The following is a 25002-nucleotide window of genomic DNA, read 5'->3' on the forward strand; positions in this document are numbered from 1 at the left end:
GTCCGAGCGCCAACAACCCCTGCGGCTTGTGATCGTCTGCCCCGACTCGACGAGGGTCGTGCCGAGGGTCGCGAGCAGCCCTGCCCGCCGTCGCCGGTGCCGCCGAACGCGTCGATCCGGCTCGGGCCGGAGCGCAACTGCAACGGGTGCCACAGCAGCGCGGCGACCAGCCGGTCGGCCTCGGCGCGCTCGTGCGCCGCGACCCGCCCCGACCACGCCTGCTGGGTCGCGAGCAGCCCGCTGTAGGCCGTGTCGCGCCGGCGGTGTACTGCCGCAGCCTGCTCTTCGCCTCCTGGCCCGCCATGATCATCGGGCCGAGCGAGATCGCCAGACCGGTGAGCAGCACGACGACACCCGCGCCGGGGGAGCCGATCGACACCAGGATCCACCCGGCGAGCGTGCCACCGAGGAACTTCGGCGGCCGCGCCTTGGCCTTGGCCTTGCGGAACTCGAGATCGCCTAGGTCGGGTGGCTGCGGCTCGACCCAGGTGTACGGACAGCGAGAAGGCCCCCGGTGGGCACCGAGGGCCTTCGCAGAGACGGGTGGGTCAGACGGCGCGGGACATGCGTTGGTGCATGGCGTGCTCGACCAGGGTGATGAGGGTTTCCTTGGTGGAGTCGCGGTCGCGGGCGTCGGTGGTGACGATGGGGACGTTCGGCTCGACGGTGAGTGCCTCGCGGACGTCCTCGATCCGGTGGTGCAGCACGCGGTCGAAGCAGTTGAGCGCGATCACGTACGGCAGGCCGCGGTCCTCGAAGAAGTCGATCGAGGCGAACGCGTCGGCCAGGCGGCGGGTGTCGACCAGGACGATGGCGCCGATGGCGCCGCGGACCAGGTCGTCCCACATGAACCAGAAGCGGTGCTGCCCCGGCGTGCCGAACAGGTAGAGGATCAGGTCGGAGTCGAGCGACACCCGGCCGAAGTCCATCGCGACCGTGGTGGTCACCTTGTTGGGGGTCGAGGACAGGTCGTCGACGTCGACGCTGGCCTCGGTCATGACGGCCTCGGTGGTCAGCGGGACGATCTCCGAGACGGAACCGACCAGGGTCGTCTTGCCCACACCGAAGCCACCGGCGACGACGATCTTCGCCGAGGTGGTCGGCTGGGGGGAAGCGCCGCGCGCGCTGAGAGGACTAGAGCCTGCGGAGCCCACTGAGCACCCTTTCCATGAATTCGATCGACGGCCGGTCACCCACGACCATGCCGCTCTGGTGGATCGAGACGAGGCCCATGCCCGCCATGTCGCCGATGAGCACCCTGGCCACCCCCAGCGGCAGCCGCAGGTGCGCGGCGACCTCGGCGACGGACCTGGTGTCCAGGCACAGGCCGCAGATGGACCTGTGCTCCGGGCGGACCGCCGCGTCCGGCACCTTGCCCCGGTCACTGGTGGAGACCAGTGCCTCAATCGCAAGATCGTAGTCGGATCGGGTGCGCCCACCGGTCTTGGTGTACGGGCGGACCATCGACCCGGTCTCGTGCGGGGCGAGTTCGACGGGCTCCGGCTCGGGCTCCAGGTCGGCGACCGCCGGGATCTCCTTGCTGTCCCAGTCCGACTGCGACGGGATGCCCGGGTCACCGTAGAGGGTCGCGCTGGGACCACCGAAGAGCCTGGCCCGGAACCCGTCGATGTCGAACCGGTTCGGCGGCTCGCCGAGACCGGGTTCGGACAGGTCGTCCCACCCTCGTTCCGACATGTCGGCAAGCCTCCGCTCCGGCTCGTCCACCAGCTGGTCCCTGGGGTGCTCGCTGTCCGACGCACCGTAGGCGGCGTCCGGTTCGAACAGGTCCCGGTAGGAGAAGTCGTCCTCGGTACGCCTGCCAGTGGGTCTGCGGCCCGTGCTCATCGCGTTCTCACCCCGCCGTGTGCCCGGTCTTACCTGCGCTGCGAGCCCTGCAGCTGCGCGCGCAGCTCGGGCGTCATCTGTTGGCCGACCCGCTCGACCAGCAGGGTCATCTCGTACGCGACCAGGCCGATGTCGCAGTTGGGTGCCGCGAGCACCGCGAGGCAGGAGCCGTCGGAGATCGACATGAGGAACAGGTAGCCGCGGTCCATCTCGACCACGGTCTGGTTCACCCCGCCTGCCTCGAAGCACCTCGCGGCCCCGGCGGTGAGGCTGACCAGGCCGGAGGCGACCGCGGACAGCTGCTCGGCGCGGTCGCGGGGCAGCCCCTGCGACCCGGCCAGCAGCAGCCCGTCTGCGGACACCACCACGGCGTGTGCCGCGCCGGGCACCTGGCGGACAAAGTCGGTGATGAGCCACCCGAAGCTACCGGGCTGATGTACGGACGCGGTTGTCACTCCTGCTCCTCGTCTTGGCGGCTCTCGTCTGAACCGGTCTGGTCACCAGCGTAGGCGTCGATGAGGGCATGCCTGCCCCGCCGCACCCCCTGCTGGAACTGGGACATGCGGCCGCGGATCGCGTCGGCCGACCGCGGGGGCAGCGCGGGCACGACGGGTTGCTCCGCCGTGGTCTCCCTCGGTGCCGCCGAGCCGGGCACCAGGTGCGCCTTGGGGACGCGCTTGGGCAGGCCCGCCGTCGTGGTGGCGTCCGCTGTGGTGTCGAGCAGGGCACGCGCCCGCTGCCAGCCGTCGTCGCCCGGCGAGTGCCAGGCGTCCGCCCGCGAACGGGCGGGTTCCGGGGTGGCCACGGGTTCTTCGCGGTGGTCGTCGACGACCGGGGCCTGCGCCTCGGGGATCGGTTCGGCCACCACCTCGACCTGGTGGTCGGGCTCGGGTTCGGCGTCGGTCTCCTGCTCGGCTGGCGCGGTGACCGGGGTGGACCCGGTGTCACCGGCCTCGAACCACTGGGAGAGGACGGCCTCGTAGATCGGCAGCCGCTCGGTCGGCGCGTCGACGACGCGCTCCGGCTCGGTCACCGGGTGGTACCCGCTGCCGTTGCGCGGGGCGTCGGCGGGCGGCTCGGTCGGCTCCGGCAGCGGCAGGCCGAACAGCGAGCCGGTGACCTGGTTGTCGATGAGGTGGCCGTTGAGCCGGGACCGGATCTCCTCCGGCGAGGCGGGGGGACCCCAGCCGCCGGTGTCCTCCGGGTTGCCGGTGGCGGCGAACGACGCCGGGTCGAAGGCCGGGTAGCCCGCGACCTCCTCGGCCGGGCGGTCGACGACGGACTCGCTGAGCGGGCCCGCGGTGTCCGGGCGCACCCGCGGCATGCTGCCGGTGAAGGCGCCCGCGATGCCGCTGGCCTTGGCCGCGGTGTCGCCGAGGCTGGGGGTCTGGGCCACGATGCTGGTCGGCTGGGCCGAGCCGGAGGTCTGCACCAGGTTCGCCGGGACGGTGATCCTGGCGATCAGGCCGCCCTCGATGTCCTCGTTGTCGCGCAGCCGCACCTTGATGTCGTGCCGCTTGGCCAGCCGGGCGACCACGTAGAGGCCCATCCGGCGGGTCACCGCGACGTCGATGTCCGGCGGGTCGGCGAGGCGGCCGTTGGCGGTCTCGATCTCCTCGTCGGTCATGCCGACGCCGGAGTCGGTGATCTGGATCGCCAGTTCCTTCTTGCGGGTCACCGCCATCCGGACGTAGACCTTCTTCTCCGGCTCGGAGAACGAGGTCGCGTTGTCCAGCAGCTCGGCGATGAGGTGCACGAGGTCGGAGACCGCGCGGCCCTGCACCGACACCTCGGGGGCGGAGAGCACCTCGATGCGGGCGTACTGCTCGACCTCGGAGACCGCCGCGCCGACGACCTCGGCCGCGGGGACCGGGCGGGAGAGCTGGCGGGACAGGCCGGAGCCGGAGAGCACCAGCAGCGACTCGGAGTTGCGCCGCATGCGGGTGGCCAGGTGGTCGAGCTCGAAGAGGCTGGCCAGCTGGTCGGGGTCCTGCTCGTCCTGCTCGAGCCGGTCGATCAGCGAGAGCTGGCGCTCGACCAGGGTCTGCGACCGGCGGGACAGGTTGACGAAGATCGAGTTGATGTTGTCGCGCAGCAGCGCCTGCTCGGTCGCCATCCGGACCGCCTGGTCGTGCACCGCGTCGAAGGAGCGGGCCAGCTGGCCGGTCTCCTCGCGGGTGAACACCGGCACCGGCTCCACCGCGTTCTTCGACGCCTCGACCGGGTCGGGGTCGGCGAGGATGCGCTGCACCGTCTCCGGCAGCCGCCGGTTCGCCACGTCCAGGGCGTCGCGGCGCAGCACGCGCAGCGGCACCAGCAGCGAGCGGGCGACGATGAAGGTCACGATGAGGGCGAGCAGGATCGCGATGAGCACGATGACCGCGTCGCGCCAGGCGTTGGTCTTGGCCTCGTCGGCGGACTGGCTGGCCAGGGTGCGCAGCTTGCCCAGCAGCGTCACCTCGACCTTCTGCAGCGCGGTCGCGGTCGCCTTGGAGTCGGCGACCAGCTGGTCCATCTGGATGCCCAGGTCCGGGACTCGCTGGTCGGCGTGCACGAACGCGGTCTGCTTGATCCGCTCGCGGTCGTCGACCTCGGCACCGGAGAAGGTGTCGGAGAAGAACTGGGCCTCGGCGACGTCGGCGTTGGACCGGAAGTTGGCGATGGAGGCGTTGTAGCTGGCCTCCGCGGCGCGGGCCTGGTCGAGCATGCTCGACGGGAAGGAGTTGCGGGCGCCCGCGATCATCAGGATCGAGTTCTGGCGGCCGAGGAACTCCTTGGCCTCCACGATGCTCAGCGCGGCGGCGGCGAGCCTGGCGATCTCGGGCTGGGCCAGCGAGGCGGTGAACTCCGACCCCGCGGACAGCACGGCCTCGAGCAGCGAGGTGTAGGACTGGTAGACGCCGACGTCCGGGTACGAGCTGGACACCGCGGCGGAGCGGACCGCCTCGACCGCGCCGAGCCGCTCGGCGAGGGAGTCGAGCAGCTGGCCGTTGTTGGTGGAGACCTTCGCGACCGCCTGGTTGAGCCGGGTCATCGTGGCGTTGGTCTTCTGCATCTGGCCCTGGACCTGGGAGAGGTCACCCGTGCGGCCACCCGCGACGTAGGCGACCATCACGTTGCGCTCGCTCTGCATCTCGTGCACGAGCGCGGTCACGTCGAGGGTCGCGGTCACCGCGATGGCGGCTTGGTCGAAGGTCTCGGCGCGGTCGAGCTCGTTGGTCGCGCGGAGGACACCGAGGGCGACCGCGGTGATGACCGGGACCAGCAGGACCGCGACCAGCTTCGTGCGCAGCCGCCAGTTGCGCAGCCGCCACCTCGAGCCACCCTCCACGGTCTTGCGACCGGAGGGCCTCGGGTTCGCGGCCACCACCTCACTACTGCCGTCTGGTTCTGACACGGCGGCACCACCGTCTTTCCCTGGGCCTGAACCCACCCCAGTGGTGTGGTCGGGCACTGCCAGCACACTCCCTGCATCTGAGCCAAGTAGCCCGTATCCAGCAGGCCATGCTCTTACGGACACCTACCCAGTGACGCCACACGGTTCGTCGCGGACGCTCGGCGCGGACGCGGCTGCCCGCAAGATGTCGGACCTGGGCGGCCCAACGTTACTCGCGAGTGTGGCGACCGCCCATCCCTACCGCTCGGTTGAGCGCCGCACTGTGGACACAGAAGGTAGCGAACTCTCCGTGGCGATGTAACCCTTCCAGGGCATCATCACAGCCTGTATCGGATAGTTAGCACGGACAACATTTCACGAGCGTGATGTAGTGGTGGTTTTCCCTACGTTCATCATCGCCCGTATGGATGAGTAATCACCACCCACTTGCCGATGTGGCTACAGCGCGTAAACCCCTGGTCAGAGGGTCTAGAGAGTTCCCCCACTTGGCGCAACAGGGCCGCCCGAATCAGTGAGAGGGTTCACCGCAAGGCATCCTGTGCGCACTCATTGTGACCCGCACCCCGCTGTCTTAGAGTGCGTCCTTGGTGCCGCAGGGGGACTCGCGCCCCCCTCGACAAAAACCGACCTCCTACGAGGAGAGGCTCCAAATGCTTCGACGCGTTGCCACCAGACGGACCGCTGGGGTTCGCCTGCCCATCGCCGCTCTCGCCATGACCCTCCTCGCCACGCTCAGCGGGTGCGGGCTGCTCGGCGGCGACGACAACACCACCAGCTCGGGGTCGACGGGCAGTGCGGGTGCGGTGGAGAAGGCGAAGATCAAGGTGGGCGTCCTGCCCGTCGTCGACGTCGCGCCGTTCTACCGGGCGATCGAGCAGGGCTACTTCCGCGACCAGGGCCTCGACGTGGAGCCGGTGGTCATGGCCTCGGGTGCCGCGTCCATCAACGCCGTGCTCAGCGGCGACGTCGACGTCGCGTTCTCGTCCTACCCGGCGCCGCTGCTCGCGCAGAGCAAGAAGGTCGCCGAGTTCAAGATCGTCGCCGACGCGCTCGCCGCCAAGCCCGGCCACATCGTGGTCGTCGCCCCGCCGAACTCGCCGCTGAAGAAGCCCACCGACGCGCCGGGCAAGAAGATCGCCATCACCGCCCGCAACACCATGACCGACCTGGCCCCGATGTCGGTCCTCAAGACCCAGGGCGTCGACTACACCCAGGTCGAGTGGCGGGAGATGACCTTCGCCGAGATGATCCCGGCGATGGAGCGCGGTGAGGTCGACGGCGCCGTCGTCGTCGAGCCGTGGGTCACCACCGCGATGAAGAAGATCGGCGCGGTCCCGGTGTTCGACGGTGCGTCCGGCCCGACCGCCGAGATGCCGATGTCGGGCTACGTCGCCATCGGCGGCACCGGCAAGTTCGCCACCACCAGCCCGAACACCATCGCCGCCTTCCAGCGCGGCCTGGCCAAGGCGCAGGCCGAGGCGACCGACCGCACCAAGGTCGAGCCGATGTTCGTCAAGTACGCCAAGATCGACCAGCAGACCGCGCAGCTGGTGACCATCTCGACGTACTCGACCTCGCTCGAGGCCAACCGCATCCAGCGGGTCGCCAACCTGATGCAGGAGTTCGGCGTGATCAAGGGCAACCTGGACGTCGCCTCGATGATCCCCAGCTCCACCAGCAACAAATAGGTCTGGAGGCGGGCTCCCCTTGCGGGAGCCCACAGCACACCGTGAGTGGAGCTCCCCGAGTTCCCGCGAGCCTGGTCGGTCTGGTCGGCTTCTTCGCCATCTGGGAAGTCGCCAGCCGGACCGACCTGGTCCCGGGCTACTACCTTCGTCCGCCGAGCGTGGTGCTGCCCACCATGGTCACCCTGCTCGGCGACCCGGAGTTCGTGCGGGCGGTGGTCGCCACCCTGGCGGCCACCCTCCTCGCGCTGGTCATCGCGGTCCTGATCGCGGTACCGGCCGGACTCGTCCTCGGCAGCGTCCCCCCGGTCCGCCGGGCCGTGATGACGCTGGTCGAGTTCCTGCGGCCGATCCCGTCGGTCGCCCTGATCCCGCTGGCCCTGCTGACCTTCGGCACCGGCCCGGACACCAAGATCACCCTCGCCGTGTACGGGGCGCTGTGGCCGATCCTGTTCAACACCATGTACGCCCTCGACGAGGTCGACCCGCTGCACGTGGAGACGGCGCGCGCGTTCGGCACCGGTCGGCTCGGCCTGCTCGGCCGGGTCGCCCTGCCCAGCGCCGCGCCGTTCGTGCTCACCGGGGTGCGGCTCTCGTTCGCCATCGCGCTGGCGGTGGTGATCAGCACCGAGCTGTTCGCAGGCGGCACCACCGGGCTCGGCCAGGTGGTCACCGTCGCCAGCGGCGGCGGGCTGAACATGGACACCGTGCTCGCGGGCACCGTCCTTGCCGGACTGATCGGCTACGGCGCCAACGCCGGGCTGGAACTGCTGCACCGCAAGGCGTTCGCCTGGAGCCAGCCGAAGGTGGACGCCGAGTGAACCGGGTGACCAGGACCGCGCAGCGCTGGGTCGTGTTCGTCGTCGCGGTCGGGCTCTGGGAGCTGGTGACCCAGCTGGCCAAGGCCGCCGGGGCGGAGAAGAGCTTCTTCTTCCCACCCCCGTCGGAGATCGCGCTGACCGCGAAGGACCTGTGGTTCTCCTCGGCGTTCGGCGACCACATCGTGCCCGGTATCAGCCGGATGCTCGGCGGCTGGGCGCTGGCCGGGGTCATCGGGATCGCGCTGGGCATCCTGCTCGGCCGGTCCCGGCGGGCCATGGCCTACCTCGGCGCGGTCTTCAACTTCCTGCGGTCGATCCCGCCGCCGCTGCTGGTGCCGTTCTTCGTCGCCGCGGTCGGCCCCACCAACATGCAGTTCCCGACGATCGTGTTCGGCGCGATCTGGCCGGTGCTGCTCAACACCGTCGACGGGGCACGCGGCGTCGACGCGACCAAGGTCGAGACCGCCAGGGTGTTCCGGCTGTCGCGGACGCAGTGGACCTTCGGCGTGGTGCTGCCCTCAGCGCTGCCCAAGGTGTTCGCGGGCCTGCGGCTGAGCCTGTCCATCGCGCTGATCCTGATGGTGATCTCGGAGCTGATCGGCTCCGCCAACGGCATCGGCAACCAGCTGGTGCGGGCCCAGCGCGACTACGAACCCACCGCCATGTGGGCGTGGATCGTGCTGCTCGGCGTGCTCGGCTACCTGTTCAACACCTTGCTCCTGGTGCTCGAGCGGCGCGTGCTCGCCTGGCAGCCGCGGCACTCGCTCGAGACACAGGCGCTCGCCACCGGAGGCTGACGTGAACATGTTGGAGGTCGACGGACTCGGCCACACCTACAAGGGCAAGGACGGTTCACACACCGCGATCGATGGCCTCGACTTCACCGTCGGTGCGGGAGAGCTCGGGTGTGTGGTCGGACCTTCCGGCTGCGGCAAGTCAACGCTGCTGCGCACGATCGCTGGGCTCATCCGCCCCTCCAGGGGCACGGTGAGCCTGCACGGCAACAAGGTCGACGGCGTTCCGTCAGACCTGGCCGTGGTGTTCCAGGACTACAGCCGCTCACTGTTCCCGTGGTTGTCGGTGACCCGCAATGTGGAGTTCCCGCTGCGGTCCCTGTCGCGCACGGAACGCGAAGCGCGGGCGGTAGAGGCATTGGCGGCGGTAGGACTGTCCACAGCGGGCAAGAAGTACCCGTGGCAGCTCTCCGGCGGCATGCAGCAGCGCGTGGCCATCGCGCGCGCATTGGCCTACCGACCGTCGTTGCTGCTGATGGACGAGCCGTTCGCGTCGGTCGACGCGCAGACCCGGTTCGAGCTGGAGGACCTGCTGCTGCGGATCCGCCGGGAGCAGGACACCACCGTCCTGCTGGTCACCCACGACATCGACGAGAGCGTCTACCTGGGCGACCGGGTGCTGGTGCTGTCGAAGTCCCCGGCGACCGTGGTGGCGCACCTGGACGTCCCGCTCGGGCCGGTCCGCGACCAGATCACCACCCGGGCCAGCGACGACTTCGTCGAGCTGCGGGCCACGGTGGCGGGCCTGCTGCAACGCGGTCCGGTCACCGTCCGCTGAGGACAGCCGAAGAGGGCCCCACCGGACCAAGTCCGGCGGGGCCCTCTTCGCGTCGTGCTACGGCTTGTCGCCGGGGGCGGAGACCTTCGAGCAGATCGTCAGCACCGGCTCCTTGTAGGCGAAGGGCAGGTTCGCCTCGGCCGGGCACGCCTCCTTGTCGGACTTGCCGTCGAGGACGTCGATGATCTCGACCTGGTGCGAGCCGCAGGTGACCTTCTTGGTCTTGGCCGGGCTCTCCAGGTCGGTCAGGCACTCGCCCTTCTTGACGTTGAACACCAGGCACAGCGAGAAGCCGCCGCTGCCGCCGCGGGAGGACTTCTCCTCGTACTCGAGGTAGTCGCTGTCGGTCGGGCAGGTCGCGCTGCCGCTGTCGAGCTTCTTGCCGACCTTGAACACCGCGGCCTGGTCGGCGCAGTCGATCTTCTCGACGTCGGCGTTGTCCGAGCTGTCGTCGTTGACCTTGATGCAGTCACCGACCGAGGCGGTGGCGGCGTCCTTGGTCAGGTAGCCCCACGCGGCGAGGCCGACGCCGATCACCGCGATCACCAGGACCACGATCAGCAGCACCTTCTTGCCACCGCCGCGCTTGGCGGGCTGGTCGACCTGCGGCGGGGCGGCCGGGAAGCCCACCGGCTGCTGGCCGTGCGGGGGCGGCGGCGCCTGGCCGAAGCCGGGCTGCGGCTGGCCACCGGGCGGCGTGCCGGGTCCCTGCTGCTGCGGGTACGGCTGCCCACCGGGCGGGGTACCGGGACCCTGCTGCGGGTAGGGCTGACCGCCGGGCGGGGTGCCCGGACCCTGCTGCGGGTAGGGCTGACCGCCGGGCGGAGTCCCCGGACCCTGCGGGAACGGCGGGGTGGGGCCGCCCTGGGGCGGAGGGAACTGGCCCGGCTGCTGCGGGTTGGACATCGTGCACCTCAATGGCGTTGGAAAGCGACAAAGCCGACACCATCCCCCCTTGGGATACGCTCGGTGCGGCGGCGCACTGTAACGCGTCCCTCGAACGGACGTAACGGAAACCCCACAACCGGACTAATGGTCACCCTTGGTCACGAATCGGTCGTGCCGGGTGTCTCCAAGCAGAACACAACAGGCGGTTCGGGGTAACCCAGGCCGTTCCCGTTCGGGCAGGGTGACGGGTCCGAGGTGTCGCGCAGCTCGTCGACGACCTTGATCGCGTCGGACGCCTCGCAGGAGCCGACCTTGAACGCCTGGTTCGGGTCGTCCGGGACGTAGCAGTTGCCCTTGACGAAGTTGGGCATCAGGCAGAGCAGCTCTTTCTCGGTGCGCATCTCCCGGTAGGCGCCCTCGGCGCAGCCCGGCGCGGAGACGTCCTTGCGGCTGGCGATCCGGAACGCGGCCGCGTCGCCGCAGCCGACGACCTCGACCTTCGCCGAATCACCCGATCCGGTCACCGTGGCGCACTCGATCGCCGCGGCGTCGTCGGCGAGGACGTAGCGGAAGACGACGAACCCGATCCCGGCGATCAGCACCGCGATCACCGCGACCGCCCACAGCGGCAGCGTCTTGAGCTTGCGGGGACCGGCGGGCTCGACGTTGCCGTCGAGGAAGTCCACCGCGCGGTCGTCGGACTCGGGGACGGGCTGCTCGGCCGGGGTGTCCGGCTCTTCGGGCTTGGTCATGCGCTGCCTTCGCGTTACCTGGGTGGGGGGTGATCGGGCACAGGGCTGGTGGCGGTGGACGGTAACCGGATCGCACAGTCCGTGGTCGCGCCGGTTACCGAACTGTGCCCGGCCCGTGCCCGCGCCCCGGGTTTGCGACACTGGGTGGGTGACCGACGGCCCGCTGATCGTGCAATCAGACAAGACCCTGCTGTTGGAGATCGACCACCCCAGCGCGGGCGAGGCGCGGACGGCCATCGCGCCGTTCGCGGAACTGGAGCGCGCCCCTGAGCACGTGCACACCTACCGGATCACCCCACTGGCGCTGTGGAACGCCCGCGCCGCCGGGCACGACGCCGAGCAGGTGGTCGACGCGCTGTCGAAGTACTCGCGCTACCCGGTGCCGCAGCCGCTGCTGATCGACGTGGTCGACACCATGGCCAGGTTCGGTCGGCTCACCCTGGCCAACCACCCGGCGCACGGGCTGGTCATGACCTCGACCGACCGCGCGGTGCTGGAGGAGGTGCTGCGCAGCAAGAAGATCAACCCGATGCTCGGCGCCCGGATCGACCAGGACAGCGTGGTGGTGCACCCGAGCGAGCGCGGCCGCCTCAAGCAGGCGCTGCTCAAGGTCGGCTGGCCCGCGGAGGACTTCGCCGGGTACGTCGACGGCGAGGCGCACCCGATCGCGCTGCACGAGCAGGGCTGGCAGCTGCGCGACTACCAGCGGATGGCCGCCGAGTCGTTCTGGGCGGGCGGGTCCGGGGTCGTGGTGCTGCCGTGCGGCGCGGGCAAGACGCTGGTCGGGGCCGCCGCGATGGCGCTCGCGCAGGCCACGACGCTGATCCTGGTGACCAACACGGTCGCGGGCAGGCAGTGGAAGCGGGAGCTGATCGCGCGGACGTCGCTGACCGAGGAGGAGATCGGCGAGTACTCCGGGGAGCGCAAGGAGATCCGCCCGATCACCATCGCCACCTACCAGGTGATCACCCGCAAGTCCGGCGGCGAGTACCGGCACCTGGAGCTGTTCGACTCCAGGGACTGGGGCCTGGTGGTCTACGACGAGGTGCACCTGCTGCCTGCCCCGGTGTTCCGGATGACCGCCGACCTGCAGTCCCGGCGGCGGCTCGGGCTGACCGCGACCCTGGTCCGCGAGGACGGCCGCGAGGGCGACGTGTTCTCGCTGATCGGCCCGAAGCGCTACGACGTGCCGTGGCGCGACATCGAGCAGCAGGGCTGGATCGCGCCTGCCGAGTGCACCGAGGTCAGGGTCACCCTCACCGACAACGAGCGGCTGGAGTACGCCACCGCCGAGCCGGACACCCGGTACAAGCTGTGCTCGACGGCGCGCACCAAGATCCCCGTCGTCAAGTCCATCCTCGAGCGGCACCCGGACGAGCCGACGCTGGTCATCGGCGCCTACCTCGACCAGCTCGACGAGCTCGGCGCGGCGCTGGACGCGCCGGTGATCCAGGGCGCGACCAAGAACAAGGAGCGCGAGGAGCTCTTCGACGCGTTCCGCCGGGGTGAGCTGCGCACGCTGGTCGTGTCGAAGGTGGCGAACTTCTCCATCGACCTGCCGGAAGCCTCGGTGGCGGTGCAGGTGTCCGGCACGTTCGGGTCGCGGCAGGAGGAGGCCCAGCGGCTGGGCAGGCTGCTGCGGCCCAAGGGCGACGGGCGGCAGGCGCACTTCTACTCCGTGGTCGCCAGGGACACCCTCGACACCGAGTACGCGGCGCACCGCCAGCGGTTCCTGGCCGAACAGGGGTACGCCTACCGGATCTGCGACGCCGACGACCTGCTGGGGCCCGCGATCCCCGAGTGAGTTTCCGGCGCGGCGCCGGTGGGCACCCGCAGGCGGTGAACGCCAAACCTGATCCGACGCTGCTGGACCGGTCCCGCAAGAAGGTCGACGAGGCGCGGGACGCCGCCACCGAGCTGGAGAACGAGCAGGTGCTCGACGTGCCACCGGAGGAGGACGACGAGCCGAAGCTGCCGAACTAGGCGAGCTCGGCGAGGACGCCGTCGGTGAAGGGGGGCCACGACTGGATGGCCCACTCGCCGAAGGGGCGGTCGGTCACCGCGACGGCCGCCACGCCTGCGTCCGGGTCGACCCACAGGAACGTGCCGGACTGGCCGAAGTGGCCGAACGTGCGCGGCGAACTGCGCTGCCCGGTCCAGTGCGGGCTCTTGCCGTCGCGCAGCTCGAAGCCGAGGCCCCAGTCGTTGGGCTTCTGCATGCCGTAGCCGGGGAGCACGCCGTTGAGACCGGGGAAGGCCACGGTGGTGGCCTCGGCGAGCGTCTCCTCGGCGACCAGGGTCGGGGCCTGGAGTTCGGCGGCGAACCTGGTGAGGTCCGCGCAGGTGGAGACGGCCCCGGACCCGGCAGGGCCTTGGAGCTCGGAGTCCACCATGCCCAGCGGCTCGAAGACGGCCTCGGTGAGGTAGCGGGCGAACGGGATGCCGGTGGCCTGGTGCACGGCCTCGGCGAGCACGTCGAACCCGGTGTTGGAGTAGATGCGGCGGGTGCCCGGCTCGGCCTGCTGGGTGGTGGAGTCGAAGGCCAGGCCCGAGGTGTGCGCGATCAGGTGCCGCACGGTCGCCGGGCCCGCCTGCTGGTCCCACTCCAGGGCGCCCTCCTCGACGGCGACCAGCACCGCGTACGCCGTCAACGGCTTGGTGACCGAGGCGAGCGGGAACCGGCGGCCCTGGTCACCGGTGCTGCCCAGCACCACCCCGTCGGCCGACACCACCGCGGCGGCCGCGTTGTCCACCGGCCACCCAGCCACCACGTCCAAGCTGCGCATGGCCACCACCCTACGGTCCGCGCTCCGGCCAGCGGGCAGCCCCGATGATCTGCGACGATGCACTGGTGTTCGCAGAGCAGACGCGGGTCTACGCCATCCCGATGCACACCTCGTTCCGCGGCATCACGGTGCGCGAGGGGCTGCTGCTGCGGGGCGACGCGGGCTGGGGCGAGTTCTGCCCGTTCGCGGACTACACCGACACCGAGGCCGTGCCGTGGCTCACCAGCGCCCTCGAGGCGGCCGAACACGGCTGGCCCGCGCCGGTGCGCGACCGGATCCCGGTGAACGCGACCGTGCCGGTGGTACCCCCGGAACGCGCTTTCGAGATCGTGCGCGAGTCCGGCTGCACCACCGCGAAGGTCAAGGTCGCCGACCCCGGCACGACGCTGGGCCAGGACGTGGAGCGGGTGGCCGCCGTCCGCGACGCCCTCGGACCGTCCGGCCAGGTCCGCGTCGACGCGAACGGCGCCTGGGACGTGGACCGCGCGGTCGCCGCCATCACCGCACTCGACCGAGCCGCAGGCGGCCTGGAGTACGTCGAACAACCCTGCCGCACCATCGAGGAACTCGCCGCCGTCCGCCGCCGCGTCAACGTCCGCATCGCCGCCGACGAATCGATCCGCCGCGCGGAAGACCCCCTGCGAGTCGCGGTCGCCGGTGCGGCAGACATCGCGGTCCTGAAAGTCGCCCCCCTGGGAGGCGTGCGCCGGGCCCTCGCCGTAGCCGAGTCGGCAGGTCTACCTTGCGTGGTCTCGTCCGCCTTGGAAACCAGCATCGGCCTAGCCGCGGGGCTTGCCCTTGCCGCAGCTCTCCCCACCCTCGACTACGCCTGCGGCCTAGGCACCCTGTCCCTGCTGAAGACCGACGCAGTAACCCACCCCCTCCGCCCCACCAACGGCTGGCTCCCAGTCCCCCACACCGCCCCAGCCCCAGACGCCCTCACCGAAGCCGACCCCCGAACCCGCGACCGCTGGCTCTCCCGCCTCGGCCGAGTAACCGCCCTCAGCGGCCAACGCTGAGCCAGAATTCCGGTTCGCGGTTCGCGGTTCGCGGTTCGCGGTTCGCGGTTCGCGGTTCGCGGTTCGCGGTTCGCGGTTCGCGGTTCGCGGTTCGCGGTTCGCGGTTCGCGGCTCGCGGCTCGCGGCTCCCGGCTCCCGGCTCCCGGCTCCCGGCTCCCGGCTCCCGGCTCCCGGCTCCCGGCCAAATGGTCACCCACAGTCCGTCAAGCGCCCTAGCACCAACAAGATTGCCCCCAGCGCCCCCACACCGCGCAACCCCTCTTACGCCACCCCAGCCGCCTCGCGCGCACGCGGTCCCGACCCTGCCCAGCCCCCACCCACACCGGGGGGCGTCCCAGTGCCAGTCTATCGGCACCCACCGACAGACGATCTTGAAACAGGGCGCCGAAGATCCAGATGTGGATAACTTCTGTCGCTGGACCGGGTGAAGTTCAGGGGCGGGTGAGGCCCGCGGTGGCGGCCGAGCGGCTGAGGATTGCCTGGTCGGTGCGGGTGAGGGCTTGGGATGTGCGGGGGGTGGGGGCGGCGGGGTCTGCGGTCAGGTCGCGGAGGCGGATGGGTGGGCCCAGGTCGGTGAGGAGGGGGAGGTACTCGGCCCGGTCGACGGTCCAGGTTGGGCCGGACTTGGTGAAGTGGAAGCGGGCCAGGACGCCTTCCTCGGTGGGGCCCTTGGGTTCTTCGTGCTTGGCGACCATGTTGCCGAGGCCGTAGGTGACCCACTTGCCGTCGATGCGCTCGAAGGGCTGCACGACGTGGGCGTGGTGGCCGATGATCAGGTCGACGGCGGGGTCGGCGAGGACGGCCTTGGCGATGCGCAGCTGGTCGAGGCTGGGGTCGTGCTTGCCCTCGATGCCCCAGTGCAGGCTGGCGACCACGACCTCCGCGCCTGCCGACTTGGCCGCGCGGGCGGCGGCGCGCACCGCCTCCGGGCTGAGGATGTTGGTCATCCACGGGGAACCTGCCGGGCGGGCGGTGCCCTGGTTGAGGCCGAAGGTGAAGGACAGGAAGCCGACCTTCACACCCGCGACGTCGCGGATGAGTGGGCGGGCTGCCTCGTCGGCGGTGCGGGCCGCGCCGGTGTGGGTGATCTTGGCGGCGTCGAGGGCGTCGAGCGTGCCGGTCACACCGGCGGGGCCCTGGTCGAGGGTGTGGTTCGACGCGGTCGAGCAGGTGTCGAAACCGGTGGCGGCCAGGGCGGTGACGATCTCCGGTGGCGCGCTGAACTTCGGGTAGCCCCGGAACGGCCCGCCCGGACCGGCGATCGGCACCTCGAGGTGGCACACGGCGACGTCGGCGGCCTCGATGGCGGGCTTGATCCCGGCGAGCAGCTTCGTGTAGTCCCGTTTCCCGCCGCCGTCAGCGGTGGCCTGCTCGGTGAGCGCGGGGTGGATCAGCACGTCGCCGCCCGCGATCAGGGTGAAACCCGGGGTCGACGGCGGGGTCGCGCTCGGTGGCGCGGTCGTGGTCGCCTGCGGGTCGTCCGGCACCTCGCCGACAGTGGGGTCACCGCTGCACGCGGCCACGAGCAGGACACCCGCGACGGCAGGCAGCCACCTCACGGGGCATCGAACAGCGCGCTGACCGACTCGCCGTTGTGGATGCGCCGCACCGCCTCGGCCAGCGCGGGCGCGATCGACAGCACGGTCAGCTTCTCGGACCGCTCGTGGATCGGCACCGTGTTGGTGCAGACGATCTCGACGACCTCCGACTGGTCACCGATGCGCTTGAGCGCGCCTGCGGCGAACAGCCCGTGCGTGCAGGCCACCCGCACCGACCGCACGTTGTGCTCGCGCAGCCGGGCTAGCAGCTCGATCACCGTGCTGCCCTTGGCGATCTCGTCGTCGAGCACGATGATGTCGCGGTCGTCGACGTCGCCGATCACCGAGGAGATCGCCACCCGGTCGTCGGCGAAGCGCTGCTTGGCGCCCGCGGCCACCGGCACGCCGAGCAGCCGGGCGAACCGAGCCGCTTCCTTGGCGTTGCCCAGGTCCGGCGAGACGACGGTGGTGTTCGACAGGTCGAGGTTGCGGAAGTGGCCCGCCAGTTCGCGCAGCGCGTGCAGGTGGTCGACGGGGACGCTGAAGAAGCCGTGCACCTGCGGCGAGTGCAGGGTCATGGTCAGCACCCGGTCGGCACCGGCGGCGACCATCAGGTCGGCGACCAGCCTGCCGCCGATGGAGATGCGCGGCGCGTCCTTCTTGTCCGACCGCGCGTAGGCGTAGTGCGGCAGCACCACGGTGATCCGCCGCGCCGACGCCCCGCGCGCCGCGTCGATCATCAGCAGCAGCTCGACCAGGTTCTCCTGGACCGGCTGGACCAGCGGCTGGATGAGGTAGACGTCGCGCTCGCGGCAGTTGGCCTGCAGCTGCACTTCCAGGCAGTCGTTGGCGAACCGCTGGACCCGCACCGGGTGCAGCGGTACCCCGAGGTGTTCGGAGATCTCCGCCGACAGCTCCGGATGCGCACTCCCACCGAACAAGGCGATGTCCCGCACACGCACTCCCGTTGACCAGGCCCAGCCCGCAGCGGTCGCTGCGACCCAACCCTAGTGGCCCCCGGTCAGCCGCCCGACCCGGAGGGGAGCCGCCCACCCGGACCTCAGCGCCACCTCCTCCTGATCAGCAGGACGACCACCAGCGCGACCACCGCAGCCAGCACCGGTACCGCCCGCTTCGCCACCGATGGCCCCGCCATCTCCAGCAGGTCGACCGGTTCCACCTCCGGGACGGCCCGCAGCGGACGCTCCTCCGCCCGCCCTGACCCCGCCGCCGAAGGCCCGGCCGAGCCCGACCCGTCCGGCGCAGCACCCGTGGACCCGGACGGCCGGACACCGTCCGACCCCCCGGCGCCCGACTCGACAGGACTCGCTGCCGCAGGACCGGATTCCTCGGGATCCGGCTGTACCTGCGCGGTCTCCGCGGAACCTGCCGAGTCCGCGGGGTCCGGCTCGGCGGGCCCGTCGGGTGGGCCGACCGCCGGGGTGTCCTCTGCCGCCGGGTCGGTCCGGTCCGGTTCGGCCAACCCCTCGGTGGCGGAACCGGCCTGGACCGACCCGCTCGGGGCGGGCACGTCGGCGGGCGGGGGTGCGGCGAGCTTGTCGGCGAGGCAGTTGGCGAAGACGGTGAGGATCTTGCCGCCCACCTCGGCGATCAGGCCGCGGCCGAACTGGGCCGGTTTGCCGGTGATCGCGAGGTCGGTGTTGACGGTGCCGCTGGTGCTGTCGCCCTCGGCGGTGAGGGTGACGGTGACCGTCGCCGCGGCGGTGCCGTTGCCCCGGGAGTCCTTGCCGGATGCCTTGATGACGAGCCTGCGCATCCGCTCGTCGCGTTCCAGGAACTGCCCGTTGCCCCGGTACAGCAGGGAGATGGGTCCGACCTTGACCTTGACGGTGCCGGTGAAGGCGTCGCCGATGACCTCGGTCAGGGTGGCGCCCGGCATGCAGGGCGCCACCAGGTGCGGGTCGAGCAGGGCCGCCCAGACCTCCGACAACGGGGCCCGCACGGTGAACCGGTGCTCCAGCAGCACTGTCGTGATCCTCCTAGACGCCGGTGGCGGCGGTGATGGCGCGCGAGGTGAGTACCCGCGCCAGGTGTTGGCGGTACGCGGTGTCGGCGTTGCCGTCCGCGGTCGGGCTGGTGCCCTCGGCGGCGTGCGCCGCGGCCGCCCTGATCGCCTCGGCGGTGGCGGGTTGGCCGACGAGCGCCGACTCGACCGCGCGGGCGCGCACCGGGACCGACGACATGTTGGTGAGCCCGACCCTGGCCTCGGCGATCACGCCGCCCTCGACCCGGACCGCGGCGGCGACGGCCACGATGGACCACGCCTGGGCGACCCGGCTGAACTTCTCGTAGTGCGCGCCCCAGCCGGTGTGCTTGGGCACCCGCACCCCGACCAGGATCTCGTCCTGGCGCAGCGCGGTGGTGAAGTAGTCGACGAAGAAGTCCGCGGCGGCCACCGTGCGCGGCCCTTCCAGGCCGTGCAGCACCAGTTCCGCGTCCAGGGCCAGCACCGGGGCGAGCAGGTCGCCCGCCGGGTCGGCGTGGGCGACGGCGCCGCCGAAGGTGCCGCGGTGGCGGACCTGCGGGTCGGCGACGGTGTCGGTGGCGGCCTTGAGCAGCAGCGCGTGCTCGCGCACCGAGGGGTCGCGCTGGACCTCGTAGTGCGTGGTGGTGGCGCCGATGAGCAGCGCGTCGCCCTCGTCGCGGATGCCGCGCAGTTCCGGGATGCGGCCGATGTCGACCAGGGTGCTCGGCGCGGCCAGCCGCATGCGCAGCACCGGGATCAGGCTCTGGCCACCGGCGATGACCTTCGCCTCGTCGCCCGCGTCGGCGAGCGCGCGGACCGCTTCGTCCACTGTGGATGGAGCGGTGTAGTCGAACGCGGCCGGGATCACGCCGCACCTCCGGAGGTGTCGATCGAGCCGAGCCCGCCGCCCGCCTCGCTGCCGAGGCCGCCCGCGTCCGTCGGGCCGCCGTTGATGGCCGTCCACACGCGCATCGGCGTGCAGGGCATCTGGATGTCGTTGACGCCGAAGTGGCGCACGGCGTCGACGACGGCGTTGACCACCGCGGGCGTGGAGGCGATGGTGCCCGCCTCGCCGACCCCCTTGACGCCGAGCTGGTTGCTGGTCGCGGGGGTCTCGGTGCGGTCGGTGTCGAAGTGCGGTAGGTCCACAGCGGACGGGATGAGGTAGTCGGCCAGTGTTCCCGTTGTCAGCGTGCCGCTTTCGTCGTGCACCGCCTCTTCGTAGAGCGCCTGCGCGAGGCCCTGGGCGAGTCCACCGTGGACCTGGCCCTCGACGATGATCGGGTTCACCACCACCCCGACGTCGTCGACGCACACGTACTTGCGGATCTTCACGAACCCGGTCTCGGTGTCGACGTCGACCGCGCACAGGTGGGTGCCGTGCGGGAAGGAGAAGTTGTCCGGGTCGAAGGTGGCCTCGGAGTCCAGCGACGGCTCGACCCCGTCGGGCATGTCGTGCGCGGCGAAGACGGCGAGTGCCACGTCGGTGAGCGCGGTGGCCCGCTCGGTGCCCTTGACGGTGAACTTGCCCGCCGCGAACTCCAGGTCGTCCTCCGCGCACTCCATCATGTGCGCGGCGATCCGGCGGGCCTTGCGGATGACCTTCTCGCCCGCCTTGAGCACCGCCATCGCGCCGACGGTCAGCGAGCGGGAGCCGTAGGTGTCCAGGCCCCTCGGGGAGGACTGGGTGTCGCCGTGCAGCACCTCGACGTCCTCGAACGGCACGCCGAGCTGGTCGGCGACGATCTGGCTCCACGCGGTCTCGTGGCCCTGCCCGTGCGCGGACGACCCGGTGACCACCTCGACCTTGCCGCTGGGCAGCATCCGGATCGCGGCGTGCTCCCAGCCGCCCGCGCCGTAGGACAGCGAGCCGAGCACCCGCGACGGGGCCAGCCCGCACATCTCGGTGAAGGTGGAGGTGCCGATGCCCAGTTGCACCGAGTCGCCGCGCTCCCGGCGTTCCCGCTGCTCGGCGCGCAGCTCGTCGTACCCGAACAGCTCCTTGGCCTTGGCGGTGGCGGCCTCGTAGTCGCCGGTGTCGTACTCCAGGCCGCAGACGGTGGTGAACGGGAACTCGTCGTGCTTGATCCAGTTCTGCTCGCGCAGCTCGATCGGGTCGCGGCCGAGCTCGGCCGCCAGTTCGTCCATCAGCCGCTCGATGGCGTAGGTCGCCTCCGGCCTGCCCGCGCCGCGGTAGGCGTCGGTCGGGGTCTTGGTGGTGAACACGTTGGTGCAGGCGAACCGGTAGGCCGGGAACTTGTAGATGGCGTTGAACATGAACGCGCCCAGGATCGGCACGCCGGGGCCGACCAGCCGCAGGTAGGCGCCCATGTCGGCCAAGAGCTCGACCTTGAGCCCGGTGACCGTGCCGTCGCGGCGGGCGGCGAGGGTGAGCTTCTGGACCTGGTCGCGGCCGTGGTGCGCGGAGAGCAGCGACTCCGAGCGGGACTCGGTCCACTTGACCGGCTTGCCCAGCCTGGTCGCCACCACCAGCGCGACGACCTCCTCCGGGGTGACCTGGAGCTTGCCGCCGAAGCCGCCGCCCACGTCCGGGGCGATGACGCGCAGCTTGTGCTCCGGGGTGCCGGTGGTCAGCGCCAGCATCAGCCGCAGGATGTGCGGGATCTGGGTGGCCGACCACACCGTGGTCTGCTCGCCGGTGGGGTCGACCAGGACCGAGCGCGGCTCCATGAACGCCGGGATGAGCCGCTGCTGGCGGTAGGTGCGCTCGACGAGCACCTCGGCCTCGGCGATCGCCTGCTCGACGTCGCCGCCGGTGCCCGCGTCGGCCGAGTCGAACACCCAGTGCGCGGACCTGTTGGTGCCCAGGTCGGCGTGGACCAGGGCGGAGTCGTCAGCGGCGGCGGCGGTCAGGTCGAGCACGACGGGCAGTTCGTCGTAGTCGACGTCGATGGCCTCCAGCGCGTCGTGCGCCTGCGCCTTGCCGCGCGCGACCACGACGGCGACGGCCTCACCGGCGAAGTTGACCTGGTCGACGGCCAGCGACGGCGCCTGCGGGGCCAACTGGTCCGCGGTCACCGGCCACGCGCAGGGCAGGCTGCCCTGGGCGTCGGCGATGTCGGCACCGGTGAACACGGCGATGACCCCGGGTTTGCGCCTGGCCGCCTCGACGTCGATCGAGGTGATCCTGGCGTGCGCGACCGGGCTGCGCAGGAAGGCCAGGTGCAGCAGGCCGGGCACGGTCAGGTTGTCGGTCCAGCGGGTGCGGCCGGTGACCAGCCTGGCGTCCTCCTTGCGCAGCCTGGCCTTGCCGACCTCGGGTTCGGCGGTCGCGGTCATCACTCGCCCCCGACCAGTTGGGTGGCGCCCGGCTTGAGCTTGGTCGCGGCGTCCTGGACCGCGCGGACGATGTTCTGGTAGCCGGTGCAGCGGCAGAGGTTGCCCTCCAGGCCGTGCCGGACCGCGTGCTCGTCGGGATCGGGGTCGTCGGCGAGCAGGTCGATCGACTGCATGATCATCCCCGGCGTGCAGAAGCCGCACTGGAGCGCGTGGTTGTCGTGGAACGCCTGCTGGACCGGGTGCAGCACGCCGTCGCGGGCGAGCCCCTCGATGGTGGTGATCTCGGCGCCGTCGGCCTGCACGGCCAGCACGGAGCACGACTTCACGCTCTGCCCGTCGAGGTGCACGGTGCAGGAACCGCAGTTGCTGGTGTCGCAGCCGACGACGGTGCCGGTCTTGCCGATGGTGTCCCGCAGGTGGTGGACCAGCAACTGGCGTGGTTCCACCTCATCGGTGTAGGTCGTTGCGTCGACGGTGACGGTGATGCGCATCCTGCCTCCAGCACTCGCGCGGTGGGCGGGTCCAGCGAGCCCGTGCCGCGTGATCGGGCTCACAACCCAGCCTGCCCCCGTTCTCCGCTCCCGACAAGCCCGAGCGCCGAACCTGTGGACAACTCGATCGACTGTGGACAAAACCGCTGATCAGCGCGGTCGACCTCGACCCGGGTGGACTAGCCGTGGATACGTCCGGACAGGACGGACAGCCGCTGCCCGCCGCCGCCCCAGCGGGTGGCGATGATCTCCGCGGCGATCGACACCGCCGTCTCCTCCGGCGTCCTGGCGCCGAGGTCGAGGCCGATCGGCGAGGCGAGCGCCGACAACTCGCCCTCGGTCAGCCCTGCCTCGCGCAGCCGGTCGACGCGGTCGGCGTGGGTGCGCCGCGAGCCCATCGCGCCGACGTAGCCGAGCTTGGCGCGCAGCGCGACGCTCAGCACCGGGACGTCGAACTTGGGGTCGTGGGTGAGCACCGTGACGACCGTGCGCTCGTCGACCCTGCCCTCGGCCAGTTGCCGTTCCAGGTAGCGGTGGGGCCAGTCGACGACGACCTCGTGCGCGCTGGGGAACCGGCTCGTGGTCGCGAACACGGGCCGGGCGTCGCAGACCGTGACCCGGTAGCCGAGGTAGGCACCCATGCGAGCCATGGCGGCCGCGAAGTCGATGGCGCCGAAGACCAGCATGCGGGGCGGCGGCTCGAAGGAGTTCACGAACACCGACATGCCCTCGCCGCGCCGTTCGCCGTCCAAGCCGTAGCCGAGCATCGCGGTGCGCCCGGTCGAGAGCAGCCCCCTGGCGTCGTCGACGACCGCCGCATCGATCCGGGCGGAGCCGGTGCTACCCGAGTGCCGGTCGGGCCAGATCAGGATGCGTTTGCCCAATCGGTCCGGGTCCGCGTGGGCGACGACGGTGGCGATGGCGACGGGGACCTCGGCGTGCACCGACTTGGCCAGGGTCTCGAACTCGGGGAAGGTGTCCGGCGCGATGCGTTCGACGTAGATGTCAATGATCCCGCCGCAGGTCAGGCCCACCGCGAAGGCGTCGTCGTCGCTGACGCCGTAGCGCTGGAGGGTGGGTGTGCCGGTGTCTAGGACCTCGCGGCCGAGTTCGTAGACCGCGCCCTCCACGCATCCTCCGGACACGCTGCCGGTGACGGAACCGTCGCCTGCGACGACCATGGCCGCCCCCGGCGATCGCGGGGCGGAGGAGAACGTGGCAACGACGGTGCCTAGGGCTACCGGCTCACCCAGCCGGTACCGGCGCAAGACCTCGTCGAGCACATCACGCACGGCGCACCTCCCGGAGCAGGAGGTCGAGTGTGGCCACGCTGTGGCCCGCGAGCAACCTGTCCACGTGCGGTAGCGCTACCGCGATGCCTGACTGCACGGGCTCGTAGCCCGGCGACCCGGCGTGCGGGTTCACCCAGAACACCCGGTGGGCGAGCCTGCTGAGCCGCGCGGTCTGCGCACCGAGCAGGGACGGGTCGCCGCGCTCCCAGCCGTCGGAGAACAGCACGACCACGGCTTGCCGCGCGACGCCGCGTTGGCCCCACCTGTCCAGGTAAGCGCGCAGGGTCTCTCCGAGCCGCGTTCCGCCCGCGAAGTCGGGGACGGCGCGCGCGGCGGCGGTCAACGCCAGTTCGGGGTCGCGTTGGCGCAACTGGCGGGTGAGCCTGGTCAGGCGCGTGCCGAGGGTGAAGACCTCGGTGGGGGCGCGGCGGGCCACGGCGTGGGCGAACCGCAGCAGGGCGTCGGCGTACGGGGTCATGGAGCCGGACACGTCGATCAGCAGGACCACCCGGCGGGGTTTGCGCGCGCGGCGCTTGCGGGCGATGCGGATGGGTTCGCCGCCGGTGGCCCGCATCATGCGCAGGGTGCGCCGTTCGTCGACACGACCGCGTCGGTCCGGTCGCCACCTCATCGTGGACCGCTGCGGCGGTTCAGGGCGAAGGAGGTCGATCATTTCCCGCAGGTGCGCGCGCTCGGCAGCGGTTAGCCCTGAGATGTCACGGTGGCGCAAGACCTCCGCGGCGCTGGCGAGCCGGTCGACGTGCACAGCGTCATCGCCTTCTCCTGCGCTGCTAGCCATTAGAGCGGCGATGTTCCCCCGTTTGGGTCGGGGATCGCGGGTTGGCCTTGGCGCGCGCGGGGTGTCTCCGGTGAACCAGGCGTGGAAGGCGCTGTCGTAGCGCGGTAGGTCGTCCGGCTCGGCGCACAAGGTGAGCCTGCCTGCCCAGTACACCTGGCTGACGTCGGCGAGGTCGAGCAGGTCGACCGCGGCCAGGTATGCCTGCACGCGCTCTTGGCCGCAAGCGACACCTGCGGCTCGCAGCGCGACAGCGAACCCGACAAGCCCGGGCAGCGGGTCGACCTGAGTCACCCCAGCAGTGTGCCCCAGCTCACCCGGTCGGTGCTCACGCCATGTCTTCGGCCAGGTCGGCGAGCACGGCCTTGCAGTCGGCGAGCACCCTCTTGCCCCGTTTCGTCGCCCGGTAGCGCCGCACACGCCTGCCGTCGGCCACCTCGGTGCGCGACTTGAGCAGGCCCGCCTCTTGAAGCCGGTGGAGCAGCGGGTACAGCGTGCCCGGCGACACGCGGTGTCCTCTAGCGGCTAGCTCCTCGGTCAGCCACGCCCCGTGTACCTCCTCGTTCGAGGCATACCTCAGCACGCGCAGTCGCAGCGCTCCGTTGGCGAACTCCCGCACCACATCCATCGCTCCACGATATCGCACACCGATATCAATCCGGAAAGCCGGGCAAACTCCCAGCACAGCAAGCCCATAGCGGCTAAATATCGGCAACCGATATCGGATCACGACAACAAAACCGTTGCGCCACAAGGATGTGAGTCGCGACACGTCGGTAAGAGATCGACGAGACAGGCCGATGAGAAGACCGGTAACGTGCGTTGGCCGTGGC

At 71.0% G+C, this 25002-nt stretch carries 23 protein-coding genes; 7 read left to right on the top strand and 16 right to left on the bottom strand.

All coding sequences use genetic code 11. The features are described from left to right. Positions 1-548: 548 nt before the first annotated feature. From CLV68_RS00945 to CLV68_RS00960, 4 genes are read right to left on the bottom strand one after another with little or no spacing between them, the layout of a single operon-like run. Entirely contained in the window at positions 549-1154 is a 606-nt protein-coding gene (locus tag CLV68_RS00945) for a GTP-binding protein (RefSeq protein ID WP_092779506.1), read from the bottom strand. Then, positions 1135-1845 (bottom strand): DUF742 domain-containing protein, encoded by a 711-nt coding sequence (locus tag CLV68_RS00950; protein ID WP_092779504.1) that lies wholly within the window; start codon positions 1843-1845, stop codon positions 1135-1137. The genes CLV68_RS00945 and CLV68_RS00950 overlap by 20 nt, the downstream gene beginning before the upstream one ends. Positions 1846-1874: 29 nt before the next feature. After that, positions 1875-2300: a roadblock/LC7 domain-containing protein gene (locus CLV68_RS00955; protein ID WP_075978064.1), complete on the bottom strand. Its 426-nt coding sequence runs from the start codon at positions 2298-2300 to the stop codon at positions 1875-1877. Continuing rightward, a complete protein-coding gene (locus CLV68_RS00960) occupies positions 2297-5242 on the bottom strand; it encodes a sensor histidine kinase (RefSeq protein WP_246009615.1) in 2946 nt (981 codons plus the stop codon). Before CLV68_RS00960 ends, CLV68_RS00955 begins: the two co-directional genes overlap by 4 nt. A 650-nt stretch (positions 5243-5892) precedes the next feature. Between CLV68_RS00960 and CLV68_RS00965 the strand changes: the two genes are divergently transcribed. From CLV68_RS00965 to CLV68_RS00980, 4 genes are read left to right on the top strand one after another with little or no spacing between them, the layout of a single operon-like run. Further along, positions 5893-6930 carry an ABC transporter substrate-binding protein gene (locus CLV68_RS00965; protein WP_121388757.1) on the top strand — a complete coding sequence of 346 codons (1038 nt, stop codon included), beginning with the start codon at positions 5893-5895 and terminating at the stop codon, positions 6928-6930. A 41-nt stretch (positions 6931-6971) separates the two neighbouring features. Continuing rightward, entirely contained in the window at positions 6972-7748 is a 777-nt protein-coding gene (locus CLV68_RS00970; protein WP_246009616.1) for an ABC transporter permease, read from the top strand. After that, entirely contained in the window at positions 7745-8545 is an 801-nt protein-coding gene (locus tag CLV68_RS00975; protein ID WP_121388758.1) for an ABC transporter permease, read from the top strand. Before CLV68_RS00970 ends, CLV68_RS00975 begins: the two co-directional genes overlap by 4 nt. Positions 8546-8552: 7 nt before the next feature. Continuing rightward, positions 8553-9320 (top strand): ABC transporter ATP-binding protein, encoded by a 768-nt coding sequence (locus CLV68_RS00980; RefSeq protein ID WP_121390871.1) that lies wholly within the window; start codon positions 8553-8555, stop codon positions 9318-9320. Between the two features lie 57 nt (positions 9321-9377). Here CLV68_RS00980 and CLV68_RS00985 read toward each other — a convergent pair whose 3' ends face one another. Together CLV68_RS00985 and CLV68_RS00990 are read right to left on the bottom strand one after the other, a co-directional pair. Next, positions 9378-10226: an LppU/SCO3897 family protein gene (locus CLV68_RS00985; RefSeq protein WP_121388759.1), complete on the bottom strand. Its 849-nt coding sequence runs from the start codon at positions 10224-10226 to the stop codon at positions 9378-9380. 140 nt (positions 10227-10366) lie between these two features. Continuing rightward, positions 10367-10960, bottom strand: a complete 594-nt coding sequence (locus CLV68_RS00990; RefSeq protein WP_121388760.1) for an LppU/SCO3897 family protein — start codon at positions 10958-10960, stop codon at positions 10367-10369. 148 nt (positions 10961-11108) lie between these two features. Here CLV68_RS00990 and CLV68_RS00995 point away from each other — a divergent pair, with 148 nt between their 5' ends. Continuing rightward, entirely contained in the window at positions 11109-12764 is a 1656-nt protein-coding gene (locus CLV68_RS00995) for a DNA repair helicase XPB (protein ID WP_121388761.1), read from the top strand. Beyond that, positions 12761-12943 carry a hypothetical protein gene (locus tag CLV68_RS01000; protein ID WP_121388762.1) on the top strand — a complete coding sequence of 61 codons (183 nt, stop codon included), beginning with the start codon at positions 12761-12763 and terminating at the stop codon, positions 12941-12943. The genes CLV68_RS00995 and CLV68_RS01000 overlap by 4 nt, the downstream gene beginning before the upstream one ends. Here the strand turns inward: CLV68_RS01000 and CLV68_RS01005 are convergent. Further along, on the bottom strand, positions 12940-13746 hold the full coding sequence (locus CLV68_RS01005; protein ID WP_121388763.1) for a serine hydrolase domain-containing protein: 807 nt from the start codon (positions 13744-13746) through the stop codon (positions 12940-12942). The two genes, CLV68_RS01000 and CLV68_RS01005, sit on opposite strands and share 4 nt — an antisense overlap. Positions 13747-13811: 65 nt before the next feature. Here CLV68_RS01005 and CLV68_RS01010 point away from each other — a divergent pair, with 65 nt between their 5' ends. Continuing rightward, positions 13812-14765, top strand: coding sequence for an o-succinylbenzoate synthase (locus tag CLV68_RS01010; protein ID WP_281274622.1), 954 nt, complete (start codon positions 13812-13814; stop codon positions 14763-14765). 431 nt (positions 14766-15196) lie between these two features. On the opposite strand, the gene CLV68_RS01020 is transcribed toward CLV68_RS01010, so the two are convergent. The 9 genes from CLV68_RS01020 to CLV68_RS01060 all read right to left on the bottom strand — a co-directional run bounded on the left by CLV68_RS01020 (position 15197) and on the right by CLV68_RS01060 (position 24797). Continuing rightward, complete coding sequence (locus tag CLV68_RS01020; protein WP_246009617.1) at positions 15197-16324, bottom strand: CapA family protein; 1128 nt, start codon at positions 16322-16324, stop codon at positions 15197-15199. Next, positions 16321-17259, bottom strand: a complete 939-nt coding sequence (locus tag CLV68_RS01025; protein WP_121388765.1) for a ribose-phosphate diphosphokinase — start codon at positions 17257-17259, stop codon at positions 16321-16323. The genes CLV68_RS01020 and CLV68_RS01025 overlap by 4 nt, the downstream gene beginning before the upstream one ends. Before the next feature lie 104 nt (positions 17260-17363). Then, positions 17364-18290, bottom strand: a complete 927-nt coding sequence (locus CLV68_RS01030) for an SRPBCC family protein (protein WP_121388766.1) — start codon at positions 18288-18290, stop codon at positions 17364-17366. A gap of 13 nt (positions 18291-18303) precedes the next feature. Continuing rightward, on the bottom strand, positions 18304-19158 hold the full coding sequence (locus CLV68_RS01035) for an FAD binding domain-containing protein (protein WP_121388767.1): 855 nt from the start codon (positions 19156-19158) through the stop codon (positions 18304-18306). Then, a complete protein-coding gene (locus CLV68_RS01040; protein ID WP_121388768.1) occupies positions 19155-21590 on the bottom strand; it encodes a xanthine dehydrogenase family protein molybdopterin-binding subunit in 2436 nt (811 codons plus the stop codon). Before CLV68_RS01040 ends, CLV68_RS01035 begins: the two co-directional genes overlap by 4 nt. Continuing rightward, positions 21590-22081 carry a (2Fe-2S)-binding protein gene (locus CLV68_RS01045; RefSeq protein ID WP_121388769.1) on the bottom strand — a complete coding sequence of 164 codons (492 nt, stop codon included), beginning with the start codon at positions 22079-22081 and terminating at the stop codon, positions 21590-21592. The genes CLV68_RS01040 and CLV68_RS01045 overlap by 1 nt, the downstream gene beginning before the upstream one ends. 179 nt (positions 22082-22260) lie before the next feature. Continuing rightward, a complete protein-coding gene (locus tag CLV68_RS01050) occupies positions 22261-23373 on the bottom strand; it encodes an XdhC family protein (protein WP_121388770.1) in 1113 nt (370 codons plus the stop codon). After that, entirely contained in the window at positions 23366-24463 is a 1098-nt protein-coding gene (locus tag CLV68_RS01055) for a vWA domain-containing protein (protein ID WP_121388771.1), read from the bottom strand. Before CLV68_RS01055 ends, CLV68_RS01050 begins: the two co-directional genes overlap by 8 nt. A 34-nt stretch (positions 24464-24497) precedes the next feature. After that, positions 24498-24797, bottom strand: coding sequence for a PadR family transcriptional regulator (locus tag CLV68_RS01060; protein WP_121388772.1), 300 nt, complete (start codon positions 24795-24797; stop codon positions 24498-24500). Positions 24798-25002 lie beyond the last annotated feature (205 nt).

Source organism: Actinokineospora cianjurensis (genome assembly GCF_003663795.1).
Taxonomy (GTDB): domain Bacteria; phylum Actinomycetota; class Actinomycetes; order Mycobacteriales; family Pseudonocardiaceae; genus Actinokineospora; species Actinokineospora terrae.